Consider the following 13720-nt stretch of genomic DNA (forward strand, 5'->3'; position numbering starts at 1 on the left):
ATTGACCGCCTCCCATGTGAACCCTCACCACTCGATGCCCCGCTGCCCCTTCTGACCGGCGTCCATCGGGTGCTTGACCTTGGACATGTCGGTGACCAGATCCGCGAAGTCCAGCAGCCGCTCCGGTGCGTTACGCCCCGTGATGACCACGTGCTGGGTCCCGGGCCGGTCGCGCAGCACCGAGACGACCTCCTCGGTGTCCACCCAGCCCCAGTGCATGGGGTACGCGAACTCGTCCAGCACATACAGCCGGTATGTCTCCGCCGCGAGATCCCGCTTGACCTGCTCCCACCCCTCGCGCGCCGCCTCCTCGCTGGAGATGGCGTCCTGCTGACCGCGCTGGAGCCACGACCAGCCCTCGCCCATCTTGTGCCATGCGACCGTCCCCCCTTCTCCCGACTCGCCGAGGACGCGCAGCGCCCGCTCCTCGCCGACCCGCCACTTCGCCGACTTCACAAACTGAAATACACCGACCGGCCATCCTTGGTTCCACGCCCGCAGCGCCAGTCCGAACGCGGCCGTCGACTTCCCCTTGCCGACGCCCGTGTGCACAAGCACCAGCGGCCGGTTGCGGCGCTGCCGGGTGGTCAGCCCGTCGTCGGGCACGACGGTCGGTTGTCCCTGCGGCATCAGGCGGCCCTCCATGTCTTTCGCGCGGTTCGTGCGGTTCGTGTATCGGGTGCGGTGCGGACGTCGCGCACCAGCGCGGTCATGCTGTCGGCGCGCAGTTCGTCGAGCGTCACCGGCGTGCCGCGCAGTTCGCGGGCCAGCGCGCCCGCCAGGCCCAGCCGGACGGGCCCCGACTCGCAGTCCACCACCACCGAGGCGACCCCGTCGTCGGCCAGCAGCCGCGCCGCGCGCCCGGCCCTGGCCACCGGGTCCGGTCCGCCCGTGGCCCGCCCGTCCGTCACCACGACCAGCAGCGGACGGCGCGACGGGTCCCGCAGCCGCTCGATCCGCAGCACCTCGCGGGCCTTCAGCAGCCCGGCGGCCAGCGGGGTGCGCCCGCCGGTCGGCAGCCTCTCCAGCCGGGCCGCGCCCGCGTCCACCGACGAGGTGGGCGGCAGCGTCAGGGCGGCTTCCGCTCCCCGGAAGGTGATCAGGCCGACTTTGTCCCGCCGCTGGTAGGCGTCCAACAGCAGCGACAGCACGGCGCCCTTGACGGCGCTCATGCGCTTCCGCGCGGCCATCGACCCCGAGGCGTCCACCACGAACAGCACCAGGTTGCCCTCGCGCCCCTCGCGCACCGCCTCCCGCAGGTCGTCACGGCGCACGACGAGACCCGGGCCCTGGCGTCCGCGTGCGCGCTGGTGCGGAGCGGCCGCCCGTACGGTCGCCGACAGGTGCAGCTTGGCCAGCGTCCCGCGCGGGCGGCGAGCGCCGGTGGTGCGGCCGTGGGCGGTGCGGGCGCGCGACCGCCGCCCCGCCGCGCCCTCGCCGAGCCCCGGCACGTCGAGCCGCCGCGTCCGGAACGGCTCGGCCGCGCCGACGGCGGCGCGTTCGCCGCCGGGCCCGGCGGCGTTGGCACCGGGCGTCTCGCCCGCGGCCTCCGGACCGTCGGAGCCCGTGCGCTGTTCCGGGACGGAGGGCCCGGTCTGCGGCGGCGCCTGCTCCGGCGCGCCCTGCGGCGGCTGTCCGCCGCCCGGCCCGCCCGGCCCGCCCGGTCCCTCGTCTGGTCCGTCCGGCCCTTCCTGCCCCTCGGGCCCGTCGCCCGGATCCGGGTCCGGTTCCGGGTCGTCGTCCGCGCCGCCGGACTCGCGCAGCACCTCGTCGAGCTTGTCCTCGTCCAGTCCCGGCGCGTCGAACGGCGCCCGCCGGCGCCGGTGCGGCAGCGACAGCAGCGCGGCCTGCCGCACGTCCTCGGCGGTCACCTCCGTACGCCCCGCCCACGCCGCCAGCGCCGTCGCCGTTCGCGCCGTCACGATGTCCGCGCGCATCCCGTCCACCTCGAACGCCGCGCACACCGCCGCGATCTGCCGCAGCGCGCCGTCGCCCAGGCGCACGTGCGGCAGCAGGGCGCGCGCCGCCGCGACGCGCTCCCGCAGCGTGCCCTCCTCGTCGGCCCAGCGCACGGCGAAGGCGGCCGGATCCTCGTCGTACGCCAGCCGTCGCCGCACCACCTCGACCCGCTCGTCGGTGTCCCGCGACGCCGCGACCTCTACCGTGAGGCCGAAGCGGTCCAGCAACTGGGGCCGCAGCTCGCCCTCTTCGGGGTTCATGGTGCCCACCAGCAGAAAGCGCGCCGCGTGCCGTACGGACACGCCCTCGCGCTCCACATAGGAGGCGCCCATGGCCGCCGCGTCGAGCAGCAGGTCGATCAGGTGGTCGTGCAGCAGGTTGACCTCGTCGACGTAGAGCACGCCGCGATGCGCGTCGGCCAGCAGGCCCGGCTCGAACGCCTTCACCCCGTCTGAGAGAGCCCGCTCGATGTCCAGCGCCCCGACCAGCCGGTCCTCGGAGGCGCCGACCGGCAGCTCGACCATCCGGGCGGGCCGGAGGGTGCCGCTGCCCGGCTCGTGCGGGCCGTCCGGGCAGCGTGGGTCGGGCGCGGCGGGGTCGCAGGAGAAGCGGCAGCCGGGCACCACGTCGATGCCGGGCAGCAGGGCGGCCAGCGCCCGCACCGCCGTCGACTTCGCGGTGCCCTTCTCGCCCCGCACCAGCACCCCGCCCACGGCCGGTGACACGGCGTTGAGCAGAAGCGCCAGCCGCAGGTCGGCCATCCCGACGAGCGCGGTGAAGGGGTAGGGGGCGGCGGTCATACGGGGGTTCCTCCTGCGGTGAGGGGGCGATGGCGGCGTGGGCGGAGGCGGGTGGCCCGGGGTTTGTTCCCCTCCCCGCCCCTTCCCGATCCGGGGGCGAGCCCCCGGGCCCCCGGGCCATGGGGGGCGGTCGCGACGGGGCGTCGGCGGTGGCGGTCGAGTGCCGTGCCCCGCGCAGCCGGGCCCGCGGCGGCGGGGGCGGTGCGTCCGTTGGGGGGCTTGGTGGCCGTTGTGGGGGTCACCGGGGCTCCTGCGGGAACGGTGGGGCGCCCGGTGGGACGAACGGCAGTCCCTCCGGGACGCCGTTCTCGATGAGCCGCAGCAGCGCGTCCGTGTCCGCGTGTTCCTCGATCAGGTCGCCCAGGCGGTCCAGCTGTTCCTCGCGCAGCTCCCCGAAGCGGGTGTCGGGCGCCGGGACGAACGCCCGGCCCGCCGCGTCCGCGACCCGTTGCAGGAAGGCGCGCCGGAAGCCGTCGCTCTCCAGCGAGCCGTGCCAGTGCGTGCCCCACACCGAGCCCACCCGGCAGCCGTCCAGGAAGGGCTCGTCCGCGCCGTCCAGCAACTCGGCGACCCCGTGGTGGATCTCGTAGCCCTCCACCCGCTCGCCGAGCGCCTCGCCGACCGGCCGCGCCAGGGTCTTGTGCACCGCGAACCGCACCCGTACGGGCAACAGCCCCAGCCCCTCGACCGTCCCGGCCCGCGACTCGACCTCGTCCTCGATGCGCTCGCCGAGCATCTGGAAGCCGCCGCAGATGCCCAGCACCGGGCGACCCTCGGCGGCCCGCCGCGCGATCGCCGCCGCCAGCCCGCGCTCGCGCAGCCACTCCAGGGCCCGTACGGTCCCGCGGGTGCCGGGCAGCACCACCAGGTCGGCGTCGGTCAGCTCCTCCGGCCGGTCCACGAACCGCACGACCACGCCCGGCTCCGCGGCCAGCGCGTCCACGTCCGTGAAGTTCGACATGAGCGGCACCGCGGCGACCGCGACCCGCAGGATGTCCGCGCCGTGCGGCGGCGCGACGACGCTCTCGCGCACCGTCCCGCGCAGCGAGACACGCAGGCCGTCCTCCTCGTCGATGCCGAGCCCGTGCGCGTACGGCAGCACGCCCATGGTCGGGCGGCCGGTCAGGCCGCGCAGCATCTCCAGGCCCGGCTCCAGCAGGGTCACATCGCCGCGGAACTTGTTCACCAGATAGCCCGCGACGAGCCGCTGGTCGGCCTCGGAGAGCAGCGCGGTCGTGCCGAAGAAGGACGCGAAGACGCCGCCGCGGTCGATGTCCCCGACCACGACGACCGGCAGCCGGGCGGCCCGGGCGAGACCCAGGTTGACGATGTCGGTGCGGCGCAGGTTGATTTCGGCGGGGCTGCCCGCGCCCTCGCAGATCACCGCGTCGTGTGTGCGCCGCAGCTCGGCCAGGCACTCGGTGACGGTGCCCAGCAGCGTCTCCTGGCGCCCTGAGTGCTGCTTTTCCCCGGGGGACGCCCCCCCAGACCCCCCGAAATACCCGCGCGCGCTCAGCTCGCCCACCGGCCTGCCCAGCAGCACCACCTGGCTGCTGCGGTCGCTGCCCGGCTTGAGGAGCACCGGGTTCATCAGCGCGCTCGGCTCGACGCGCGCGGCCGCGGCCTGCATGGCCTGGGCGCGGCCGATCTCCGCGCCGTCGCGGGTCACGAAGGAGTTGAGCGACATGTTCTGTGCCTTGAACGGCGCGACGCTGACGCCCTTACGGCTGAGCCATCGGCAGATCCCGGCCGTGACGACGCTCTTGCCCGCGTCCGAAGTGGTGCCCGCGACGAGCAGGCCGCCGCCGCCCCTGCTGGGTATGCCGCTCATATGCCATCCCTCCCCGCGGCCGCGGGCCGCGCCGTCCTGCCCGGTCCGGGTCCGTCCGCCCGCAAGGACCGTGCCCAGCGGGCGAGCGCGCCATGTGGGGCACGGGACGGCCCCAGCGCCGCCCCCACCGCCAGCCGGGCCCCGACGGACACGCCGAGCGCCAGGGCGCCGACGCGCCGCGACAGCCGTACCGCGCGCTCGATGTCGGCGGCCTCCACCGCCCGCCCGCCGGGGTTGAGCACCGGCCGGTGCTCGACGCGGCCGCCGTACGCGAGAGTGCCGCCCAGCCGTACGCCGAGCGCGCCCGCGAACGCGGCCTCCACCGGGCCCGCGTTGGGGCTCGGATGGCGGTGGCCCTCGCGGAGCCAGGCGCGCCGCGCGCCGCGCGGGTCGGGCCCGGCCAGCGTGGCCAGCGTCGCGGTGAGCCGTGCGCCGGGCCAGCCGGCGAGGTCGTCCAGCCGGGCCGCGGCCCAGCCGAACCGCCGGTAGCGCGGCGACTTGTGGCCAACCATCGCGTCCAGGGTGTTGACGGCCCGGAAGCCGACCAGGCCCGGCACCCCGCCGACGGCCCCCCACACCAGCGCGCCCACGACGGCGTCCGAGGTGTTCTCGGCGACCGACTCGACGACCGCGCGCGCGATCTGCCGCTCGTCCAGCGCCTGCGGGTCGCGGCCGCACAGGTGCGGCAGCCGCCGCCGGGCGGCGTCCAGGTCCCCGGCGGCCAGCGCGCCGCCGACGGCCCGCGCCTCCCGGCCCAGCGTGGTCCCGCCGAGCACGGCCCAGGTGGCGGAGGCGGTCAGCACGGTGTGCGCGGCGCGGGAGGGGACCCCCAAGGCGCCGCCGCCCAAAGCCCGTACGGCGCGCACCGAAAGCGCGGCCCCCGCGGCCGCGCCGCCCGCGCACAGCGCGGCGTACAGGGCCCCGGATCCGCGGTGGTCGCGCCACAGCAGCCGCTCGACGGCCAGGGCGGCGCGCCCGAACGCGGCCACGGGGTGGCCGCGGCGCGGATCGCCCGTGGCGAGGTCGCCGAGGAAGCCGAGGGCGGCGCCGCACGCGTACGAGGCGTGATCGGCACCCATCGTCAGTCCGCCGTCGTGCCTCGGCGCGTCGGGGCGTGGAGTTCGGGCCGCGGGCGGGTCGGCGTCGGCGGCATGGCGGTGCCGGGCATGGTGGTATGTCCTCACTCAGGGTCCGCGCCCTGGTTCGACGTGACCGGCGGTGAGAGTCTCCTGGCTCCCGGATCCGCGCTTCTCCCGGTCTTCCAGCCTCCGTACGGAGACCGTGACTTGTGCGTGCGATGGGAGAGCGCTCCCCGGTGACAGTGGCGGGACCGCGCCGGATTCTCACCGGCTTCCTCTCCTGCCGCCGTTTGGCTCCGGAAGTCCACCATGGGCGGCGAATGGCCGTCAACTCGCGAATGCCCCGGGATGCGCGAGTGTGCCGAGGCCCACACGCGCCACGCACGCCACGGCCGCCGGGCGGGTCCGCGCTGGTCGGCGCGGCCCGGCCCGGCGGCCGTGGCTACTGCGGGAACACGGCCGAGCCGTGCGGGTTCAGGCCGTCAGGCCACGATCAGATTGATGCCGTACGCCACCGTCGCCGCGCACAGCGCGAAGCAGGCGTACGCGGCGGCGCGCGCGGGGCCGACGCCGACGCCGGCGCCCGCCGGGGCCGCGGCGGTGTCCTGGCCCGCCTCGGCCTGCTGGGGCTTGCGGGAGGCACCGAGGATGCCGAGGGTGAAGACGCCCACGAAGCCGACGGTCACCACGAGGCTGACGCCGAAGACCTGGCCGAGAGCCGCCCAGTCGATGCTCATCGCGTTACTTCCTTAGCTGGTGCTGCCGGTGGCGGCGGAGGCGCCGGCCGGGGTGGCGGAGGGGGAGGAGGCGGGGGCGGGGGCCACCGGCCCGGCGGGCGGCGGGGCCACGGACTGGAGGGCGGCGGTGACGACGCCCACCGGCTCGGCCGGCGCCGCCCCGGCATCGGTGCTGTCGTTGACGTTGGTGTGGTCGACGGGCTTGCGGCGCGAGGCCGCCCAGATCGCGGCGCAGGCGGCGACCGCGAGCACGGCGACCGTCGTGACGCCCCAGTCGCCCTGGTCCGCCAGCAGCGCCGCGCCGCCCGCGACGAGGCCCGCGGCGGGCAGGGTGAGCACCCAGGCGAGGACCATGCGGCCCGCGGTGGACCAGCGCACCACACCGCCCTTGCGGCCGACGCCCGCGCCCATCACGGCGCCGGAGCAGACCTGGGTGGTGGAGAGGGCGAAGCCGATGTGGGAGGAGGCGAGGATGACGGTCGCGGCGCCGGTCTGGGCGGCGAAGCCCTGCGGCGGCTGGATGTCGGTGATGCCCTTGCCCATGGTGCGGATGATGCGCCAGCCGCCCAGGTACGTACCGAGCGCGATGGCCAGCCCCGCGGCGACGATGACCCACAGCGGCGGGTCGGAGTCGGGGACGATCACGCCGCCCGTGATCAGCGCCAGGGTGATCACACCCATGGTCTTCTGGGCGTCGTTGGTGCCGTGGGCGAGGGAGACCAGCGCGGCCGAGGCGATCTGCCCGGCGCGGTAGCCCTTCGCGGTGTCCTGGGGGTCGCGGTCGCGGGCCAGCCGGTAGGTGAGCCGGGTCGCGACCAGGGCGGCGACGCCGGCCACGACCGGCGCGGCCACGGCGGGGATCAGGACCTTCATGACGATCTTGTCGCTGTTGACCCCGTCCATGCCGACGGAGACCAGGGTGGCGCCGATGAGGCCGCCGAAGAGGGCGTGCGAGGAGCTGGAGGGCAGCCCGGCCAGCCAGGTCAGCAGGTTCCAGACGATCGCGCCGACCAGACCCGCGAAGATCACTTCGGGCTGGATCCCCGCGCCCTCGTCGATGATCCCTCCGGAGATCGTCTTGGCGACCTCCACGGAGAGGAACGCGCCGACGAGATTGAGGGCCGCCGACATCGCGACCGCGATCCGGGGGCTGAGAGCTCCCGTGGAGATGGTGGTGGCCATGGCGTTGGCCGTGTCGTGGAAGCCGTTCGTGAAGTCGAACACCAATGCCGTGACGATCACGATCCCAATGAGAAGCGTGATGTGTTCCATCGAACTCCTTCGTGGGGGAATGCGATCCCCGAACTTCGTGACACGGAGCGTCGCAGGATGGCTACATTCCGTGGTGCATCTTGGTCGTCGTGAGGCCACCGAGGCAGCCACGTCAGAAATCCCCTCCCAGGGGAGGGGAAGGGGTGCACACCCGGGCAATCAGTGCGACAGCCGAAGCATGCACCACGACCGTAAGGACATGGGGTGAACGGGAGGTGAACTGAGGTGGGCTCAGGGGTGACGCACCTGCGCGAAGGCGGCGCCGATGATCCCCCGGCCCCTCCCTGATGCGTACAGGATGCCTCGCCTGCCATGATCGGCGCCCGGAGGTGAGGCATCGTGACGGAGCCGGAGACCGCACGGCCGACGGGGCCCGGGGAGCGACCGGACCCAGGGGAGGCCCGGGACCAGCGGGACTTGGCGGAGGCCTGGGAGCGGGTGGTGGAGACGGCCCGCAGGACGGTCGCCGACGGCCTGGTCGTCGGCACCTCCGGCAATGTCTCGGCCCGGGTCGGCGACACCGTGCTGGTGACCCCGAGCGGCGTCCCGTACGACCGGCTCGGCCCGGGCGACGCGGTCGGCGTCGACCTGGAGGGGCGTCAGGTGCTCGGCGAGCTGGCCCCCACCAGCGAGCTGCCCATGCACCTCGCGGTCTACCGCCACACTGACGCCGCGGCCGTCGTCCACACCCACGCGGTGCACGCCACGGCGGTCTCCACCCTGGTCGACGAGGTTCCGGCGATCCACTACATGACCGGCGCGCTCGGTGGCCCGGTGCGCGTCGCGGGCTATGCCCTCTACGGCACCGACGAGTTGGCCCGGAAGATGCTCGACGCGCTCCGCGACCGCAGTGGCTGTCTGCTGCGCAACCACGGCACCGTCGTCTATGGCGCCACGCTGGACCAGGCGTACGACCGGACCGCCCAGCTGGAGTGGATGTGCCGGGTCTGGCTCACCGCGGCCGCCGTCCCCGGCCGCACCCCGACCCTCCTGCCGCCCGACGAACTGCGCCGCGCCGCGGACAAGCTCCGCGGTTACGGCCAGACCCGCTGAGTCCCGGGTCCGGGCAGCCAGGGCGCGGCCGCCGGGCCCGGCCGCGTCCCGGAAGCGGGCAGGCTCACCGCGCACCGCACGACATCGCAGGTCCCGGCCCCCCGGACAGGCATGCCGATCACCCGGCCGGGCACGCCCGCTGGCCCGCGGCGCCCTCTCCGCCCACACTGGGTAGGGATGCGCCAGCGGACGAAGGCGGTTGTGGCCGCCACCACGATGCTCAGTGTCGGCGCGGCCGCGGTGGCGGCCGGGCGGTACGCCAGCGACGCTGCCCTCAAGCCACGCCCCGACCGGCCCCTGCCGCACGACCCGCCGCTCACCGTGCACTCCACCGACGCCGGCCGGATCACCCTCACCCGCAGCCTCGCCTCGCTGCGCCCCGGCACGTACGGCCTTGCCGGCGCCGGCTGCCACGCCGTCGTCGGGCCCGTCGTCGAGGACGCCCCGCACCCCGCGGACTGCGTGGTCCGCCGCCTGGAGCGGGTGACCCACGGCACCCTGGCCCCCGGCACCCGGGTGCGGTTCACCCCGCAGGTGTACATCGGCAATCCGCAAGACGCGCTCGGGCTCGACCACGCCGACGTCGACGTGCCCGGCGAACTCGGCGCGCTGCCCGCCTGGTTCGTCCCCGGCGACCGGCTGTCCTGGGTGATCACCGTGCACGGCCTCGGCACCACCCGCGAGCACCCCATGGCGCTCATGCCGTTTCTGCACCGGCGGCGGTTCCCCGTGCTCGACATCACCTACCGCGGCGACCCGGGCGCCCCCCGCCCCGAGGACGGCATCGGACACCTCGGCGACACCGAGTGGCGCGACCTGGACGCCGCCATCCGCTACGCGGTGCGCTACGGCGCGGAGCGGATCATTCTGTACGGCTGGTCCATCGGCGCCACCATGGCCCTGCGCGTCGCCGTGAACTCCGCGCTGCGGGACCGGATCGGCGGGCTCGTCCTGGACTCGCCGGTGCTCGACCGGCACGCCACGCTGCGGGCGCTCGCCTCGGCCCGGCGCATCCCCTCCGCGCTGCTGCCGCTCGCGATCAGGGCCGCCGAGGGGCGGGCCGGGCCGTACGACGGGCAGCCCGGGACGGGCGCGGCCGTGACCGACGACCTGGACCGGCTGAAGGTGCCGACGCTGGTCATGCACGGCCCCGACGACGCCATCGCCCCCTGGTCCGCCTCGCGCGAACTCGCGCGGCGCCACTCGGAACTGGTCACCCTTCACCCGGTCCGCCGAGCCCCGCACGCCGCGATGTGGAACGCGGACCCCGAGAGGTACGAGGAGATGCTGGGCCGCTTCCTGATGCCGCTGATGTGAGGCGCGGCCGTTTTTCGGCGGGCTCGGCCGGACCGCCACGACCTGCGGCGGCTACCGCCGTACGGGTGCCGATTGGGCTTTCGGGCCGTCACGGGCGAGACTGCTCCCGTGACGTCCCGTACTCCGCGCGACTCCCGGCTCCGACTCGTCCGCCAGCGGCCGATGGCCACGGCCCGCCGGGCCGTGCCGAACCGAGGCTCCCGACCTGCGCCCCGCCCGCCCGAGGGCACTCCGCCGCCCACGGAGCTGGCCCGGCAGGCCCGAACGGGACTCGCCGGGGCCGTCCTGATCTCCCGCTGGGCCGCGAGCCGGCACGGCGCCCCGGGCGTGCTCTCCGCCGAGGCGGTCGCCGAGGCGGCCGCCGCGCTGGGAGTCCCACCCGAACAGGTCCGGGCGGACTGGGACCGGGCCCGTCTGGTCGGCCTGATCGAGCTGCACGGCGGCATCGCCCGCCCCGGCTGGCGGCTGCGCGCCTGGGACAGCGACGACAGCGCGGTGCTGCGCGGCTGGGTCGCGCTGCTCGACGCCTGGTCCCTGGCCCGCCCGGCCCCGCTCACGGCCGAGCCCACGGCCGTCGCCGAGGTCGTCGAGGCGCTGCCGCAGCTGCTGTCCCTGCTTCAGCTGTCGGCCGGTCCGGTGCAGGTCGCGACGCTCCTGGACATGCTCAGGCAGCGCGTCGCCGAGCTGCGCACCGAGCGGTGCGAGGTGCCGTACGGCCCCGCGCCCGCCCCCGGCCCGGACGACGCCCCGCCCGCCTCAGGACCCGAGGACACCGCGCTCGCCGCGGCGCCGGGCGCCCCCGACCTGGAGACGCTGCTCGACTGGGCCCTGGACGCACTCGCCTCCGTGGGCGCACTCGAGGTGCTCGACGGCCCCCGGGAGGCCGCGGACGAGGCGGTCCGGAGGGACGGGGCCGACGAGCGCGAGGCCGTGCTCAGCGCGCTCGGCAACTGGGCGGTGTGGCTCAAGCTGGAGCAGATCTGCGTCGCCGCCCAGAGCCCCGCCGGGAACATCGAGCAGCCCGCCGCCGACATGCTGCGCGGCTGCGCGGGCCTGACCCCCGGCCCGGCCCGCGCCGAGTACCGGGCGTGGCTCGCCGCCCGCCCCGTCGGCAGCGCCGTGACCGAGCTCATCGAGGCCGCGCGCGGCGACGACGCGCTGCTGCGCGGGCTGGCCTTCGAGGCGCTGCGCGTGGTCGGGGCGCCCGCCGAGCCCACCGTGCGGGCCGTGGTCGACGAGTCCGCGCTGCGCCCGTACGCGCTGCTGTGGCTGGCCGAGCACGAGGGGGCCGACCCGGAGGACGCGATGGACGTGCTCACCCGTGAGGAGGCCACCTGGCTGTGGGTGGACACGGCCGCCGCCGTCGCCGACCACGGCGAGAGCCCGATGCTGGTGCGCCATCTGGAGTCCGCCGTGCAGGGCACGGTCCCGGCGCTGCTCGAGGAGGTACGGGCCGTGGGCCACCCCCGCACCGTGCACGTCCTGGTCGCGCTGGCCGCCGCCCACCCCGACCCGGCGCTCGCCAAGGCGGTGCGCCGCGCGGCCTTCCAGGTGCACACGGGCGGCGCCTGAGGAGGCCGGGCGGCGCCCGAGGGGTGTGGGCGACGACACATGGGCGGGGCGGTCCGCGTGGTGGACAGGCCGGGAAAAATCGCTTGCGGGCACCGCTAAACTAATCCGCATGGCAATTCTCCTCGTGCATTAGACGGCGTCGGCCGCTTTCGCCCGTCCGTCCAGCCGTCCCCCTGCCCTGGAGTAATTCCCGTGATCACCGCCTCTGGCATCGAGTTGCGCGCCGGCGCCCGTATCCTCATCGAGTCCGCCTCCTTCCGCGTCGCCAAGGGCGACCGCATCGGCCTCGTCGGCCGTAACGGCGCGGGCAAGACCACCCTCACCAAGTGCCTGGCCGGTGAGGGCATCCCGGCCGCCGGCACCATCACCCGCTCCGGCGAGGTCGGCTATCTGCCCCAGGACCCGCGCACCGGCGACCTCGACGTCCTGGCGCGCGACCGCATCCTGTCCGCCCGCGAGCTGGACTCGGTGCTGCGCAAGATGCGCGAGAACGAGGACCGGATGGCGAACGGCAAGGGCGCCACCCGCGAGCGCGCGATGAAAAAGTACGAGCGGCTGGAGACCGAGTTCCTCACCAAGGGCGGTTACGCCGCCGAGGCGGAGGCCGCGACCATCGCCGCCAGCCTCGGGCTGCCGGACCGCGTGCTCGGCCAGCCGCTGCATACGCTTTCCGGCGGTCAGCGCCGCCGGGTCGAGCTGGCCCGCATCCTCTTCTCGGACTCCGACGTCCTGCTCCTGGACGAGCCGACCAACCACCTCGACGCCGACTCCATCATCTGGCTGCGGGACTACCTGAAGACCTACCGCGGCGGCTTCATCGTCATCTCCCACGACGTGGACCTGGTCGAGACGGTCGTCAACAAGGTCTTCTACCTGGACGCCAACCGCTCGGTGATCGACGTCTACAACATGGGCTGGAAGCTCTACCAGGCCCAGCGCGAGGCCGACGAGAAGCGCCGCAAGCGGGAGCGGGCCAACGCCGAGAAGAAGGCCGCGGCGCTGAACTCCCAGGCGGACAAGATGCGCGCCAAGGCCACCAAGACGGTGGCCGCGCAGAACATGGCCCGCCGCGCCGAGAAGCTGCTCTCCGGCCTCGAGGCGGTGCGGCAGTCCGACAAGGTCGCCAAGCTGCGCTTCCCGGACCCCGCCCCGTGCGGCAAGACGCCGCTGGCCGCCGAGGGGCTGTCCAAGTCGTACGGCTCGCTGGAGATCTTCACCGATGTCGGCCTGGCCGTGGACCGGGGCTCGCGGGTGGTCATCCTGGGGCTCAACGGCGCGGGCAAGACGACCCTGCTGCGGCTGCTGGCCGGGGTCGAGAAGCCGGACACCGGCCAGGTCACCCCCGGACACGGCCTGAAGCTCGGCTACTACGCGCAGGAGCACGAGACGCTCGACCCGGACCGCACGGTCCTGGAGAACATGCGCTCGGCCGCCCCCGACCTGGATCTGGTGGACATCCGCAAGACGCTGGGGTCCTTCCTCTTCTCCGGTGACGACGTCGACAAGCCGGCGGGCGTGCTGTCCGGCGGCGAGAAGACCCGGCTGGCGCTGGCCACGCTGGTGGTCTCCTCGGCCAACGTCCTGCTGCTCGACGAGCCCACCAACAACCTCGACCCGGCCAGCCGTGAGGAGATCCTGGGCGCGCTGCGCACCTTCACGGGCGCGGTGGTGCTGGTGACCCATGACGAGGGCGCGGTCGACGCGCTCCAGCCGGAGCGGATCATCCTGCTGCCCGACGGCGTGGAGGACCTGTGGGGCGAGGACTACGCGGACCTGGTCGCGCTCGCCTGACCGGCTTCCGAGCGGTCGCTGGGGTTCACCGGAGTTCGCCGGAGGTCACGGGCGGGCACGGGGGATCACCGGAGATCATTCGCCATAGATCATTCGGCCTAGGCGTGATCCTTCATCTGAGTGAGAACGGCTGGTACCACGGCGCGTCACCGCCGACCGGCGCGTGAGGCGTGCCGTGCGCCGGCGCGCGCTGTCGCGATTACGCCCACCCACGGCCTGACCTGGTGATTCGTCCACGATGTGGACCGCTGAAGGGTGCGACTGCCTGCGGAATCTCTAATTCCGGCGGCGATCACCCCATGAATTCAG

10 protein-coding genes and 1 riboswitch are annotated in these 13720 nt (G+C 74.8%); of the genes, 4 read left to right on the top strand and 6 right to left on the bottom strand.

What is annotated here, in order from left to right; translation table 11 throughout:
* Nucleotides 1-24: 24 nt before the first annotated feature.
* The 6 genes from cobO to ACH4S9_RS07725 all read right to left on the bottom strand — a co-directional run bounded on the left by cobO (nucleotide 25) and on the right by ACH4S9_RS07725 (nucleotide 7678).
* Nucleotides 25-630: a cob(I)yrinic acid a,c-diamide adenosyltransferase gene (gene cobO / locus ACH4S9_RS07700; RefSeq protein WP_311725000.1), complete on the bottom strand. Its 606-nt coding sequence runs from the start codon at nucleotides 628-630 to the stop codon at nucleotides 25-27.
* Nucleotides 630-2759, bottom strand: a complete 2130-nt coding sequence (locus ACH4S9_RS07705; RefSeq protein WP_398370393.1) for a putative cobaltochelatase — start codon at nucleotides 2757-2759, stop codon at nucleotides 630-632. Before ACH4S9_RS07705 ends, cobO begins: the two co-directional genes overlap by 1 nt.
* Nucleotides 2760-2997: 238 nt before the next feature.
* A complete protein-coding gene (locus ACH4S9_RS07710) occupies nucleotides 2998-4590 on the bottom strand; it encodes a cobyric acid synthase (protein WP_398370395.1) in 1593 nt (530 codons plus the stop codon).
* The gene (locus ACH4S9_RS07715; RefSeq protein WP_398370397.1) at nucleotides 4587-5669 is read right to left on the bottom strand and encodes a cobalamin biosynthesis protein; all 1083 of its coding nucleotides are present in this window, start codon (nucleotides 5667-5669) and stop codon (nucleotides 4587-4589) included. The genes ACH4S9_RS07710 and ACH4S9_RS07715 overlap by 4 nt, the downstream gene beginning before the upstream one ends.
* Before the next feature lie 143 nt (nucleotides 5670-5812).
* A riboswitch (cobalamin riboswitch) is annotated at nucleotides 5813-5948 on the bottom strand.
* Nucleotides 5949-6151: 203 nt separating this feature from the next.
* Nucleotides 6152-6406, bottom strand: coding sequence for a hypothetical protein (locus tag ACH4S9_RS07720; RefSeq protein WP_352135365.1), 255 nt, complete (start codon nucleotides 6404-6406; stop codon nucleotides 6152-6154).
* 12 nt (nucleotides 6407-6418) lie between these two features.
* Nucleotides 6419-7678 (bottom strand): anion permease, encoded by a 1260-nt coding sequence (locus ACH4S9_RS07725; RefSeq protein ID WP_398370399.1) that lies wholly within the window; start codon nucleotides 7676-7678, stop codon nucleotides 6419-6421.
* Between the two features lie 339 nt (nucleotides 7679-8017).
* Between ACH4S9_RS07725 and ACH4S9_RS07730 the strand changes: the two genes are divergently transcribed.
* From ACH4S9_RS07730 to abc-f, 4 genes are all read left to right on the top strand, one after another.
* A complete protein-coding gene (locus ACH4S9_RS07730; protein WP_394816764.1) occupies nucleotides 8018-8731 on the top strand; it encodes a class II aldolase/adducin family protein in 714 nt (237 codons plus the stop codon).
* 177 nt (nucleotides 8732-8908) lie between these two features.
* On the top strand, nucleotides 8909-10048 hold the full coding sequence (locus ACH4S9_RS07735) for an alpha/beta hydrolase (RefSeq protein WP_398370401.1): 1140 nt from the start codon (nucleotides 8909-8911) through the stop codon (nucleotides 10046-10048).
* A 108-nt stretch (nucleotides 10049-10156) separates the two neighbouring features.
* Complete coding sequence (locus tag ACH4S9_RS07740) at nucleotides 10157-11620, top strand: hypothetical protein (RefSeq protein WP_398370403.1); 1464 nt, start codon at nucleotides 10157-10159, stop codon at nucleotides 11618-11620.
* A gap of 192 nt (nucleotides 11621-11812) precedes the next feature.
* Nucleotides 11813-13411 (top strand): ribosomal protection-like ABC-F family protein, encoded by a 1599-nt coding sequence (abc-f, locus tag ACH4S9_RS07745; protein ID WP_311725010.1) that lies wholly within the window; start codon nucleotides 11813-11815, stop codon nucleotides 13409-13411.
* The last annotated feature ends 309 nt before the right edge of the window (nucleotides 13412-13720 follow it).

The sequence above is a fragment of the Streptomyces sp. NPDC021225 genome (assembly GCF_044332865.1).
Taxonomy (GTDB): Bacteria; Actinomycetota; Actinomycetes; order Streptomycetales; family Streptomycetaceae; genus Streptomyces.

Bases quoted from the DNA above. Each gene is read 5' to 3' on its own strand.
- ACH4S9_RS07735 (WP_398370401.1), top strand. From the start codon at position 8,909: ATGCGCCAGCGGACGAAGGCGGTTGTGGCCGCCACCACGATGCTCAGT.
- ACH4S9_RS07710 (WP_398370395.1), bottom strand. From the start codon at position 4,590: ATGAGCGGCATACCCAGCAGGGGCGGCGGCGGCCTGCTCGTCGCGGGC.
- cobO (WP_311725000.1), bottom strand. From the start codon at position 630: ATGCCGCAGGGACAACCGACCGTCGTGCCCGACGACGGGCTGACCACC.
- ACH4S9_RS07705 (WP_398370393.1), bottom strand. From the start codon at position 2,759: ATGACCGCCGCCCCCTACCCCTTCACCGCGCTCGTCGGGATGGCCGAC.
- ACH4S9_RS07720 (WP_352135365.1), bottom strand. From the start codon at position 6,406: ATGAGCATCGACTGGGCGGCTCTCGGCCAGGTCTTCGGCGTCAGCCTC.
- ACH4S9_RS07715 (WP_398370397.1), bottom strand. From the start codon at position 5,669: ATGGGTGCCGATCACGCCTCGTACGCGTGCGGCGCCGCCCTCGGCTTC.
- ACH4S9_RS07725 (WP_398370399.1), bottom strand. From the start codon at position 7,678: ATGGAACACATCACGCTTCTCATTGGGATCGTGATCGTCACGGCATTG.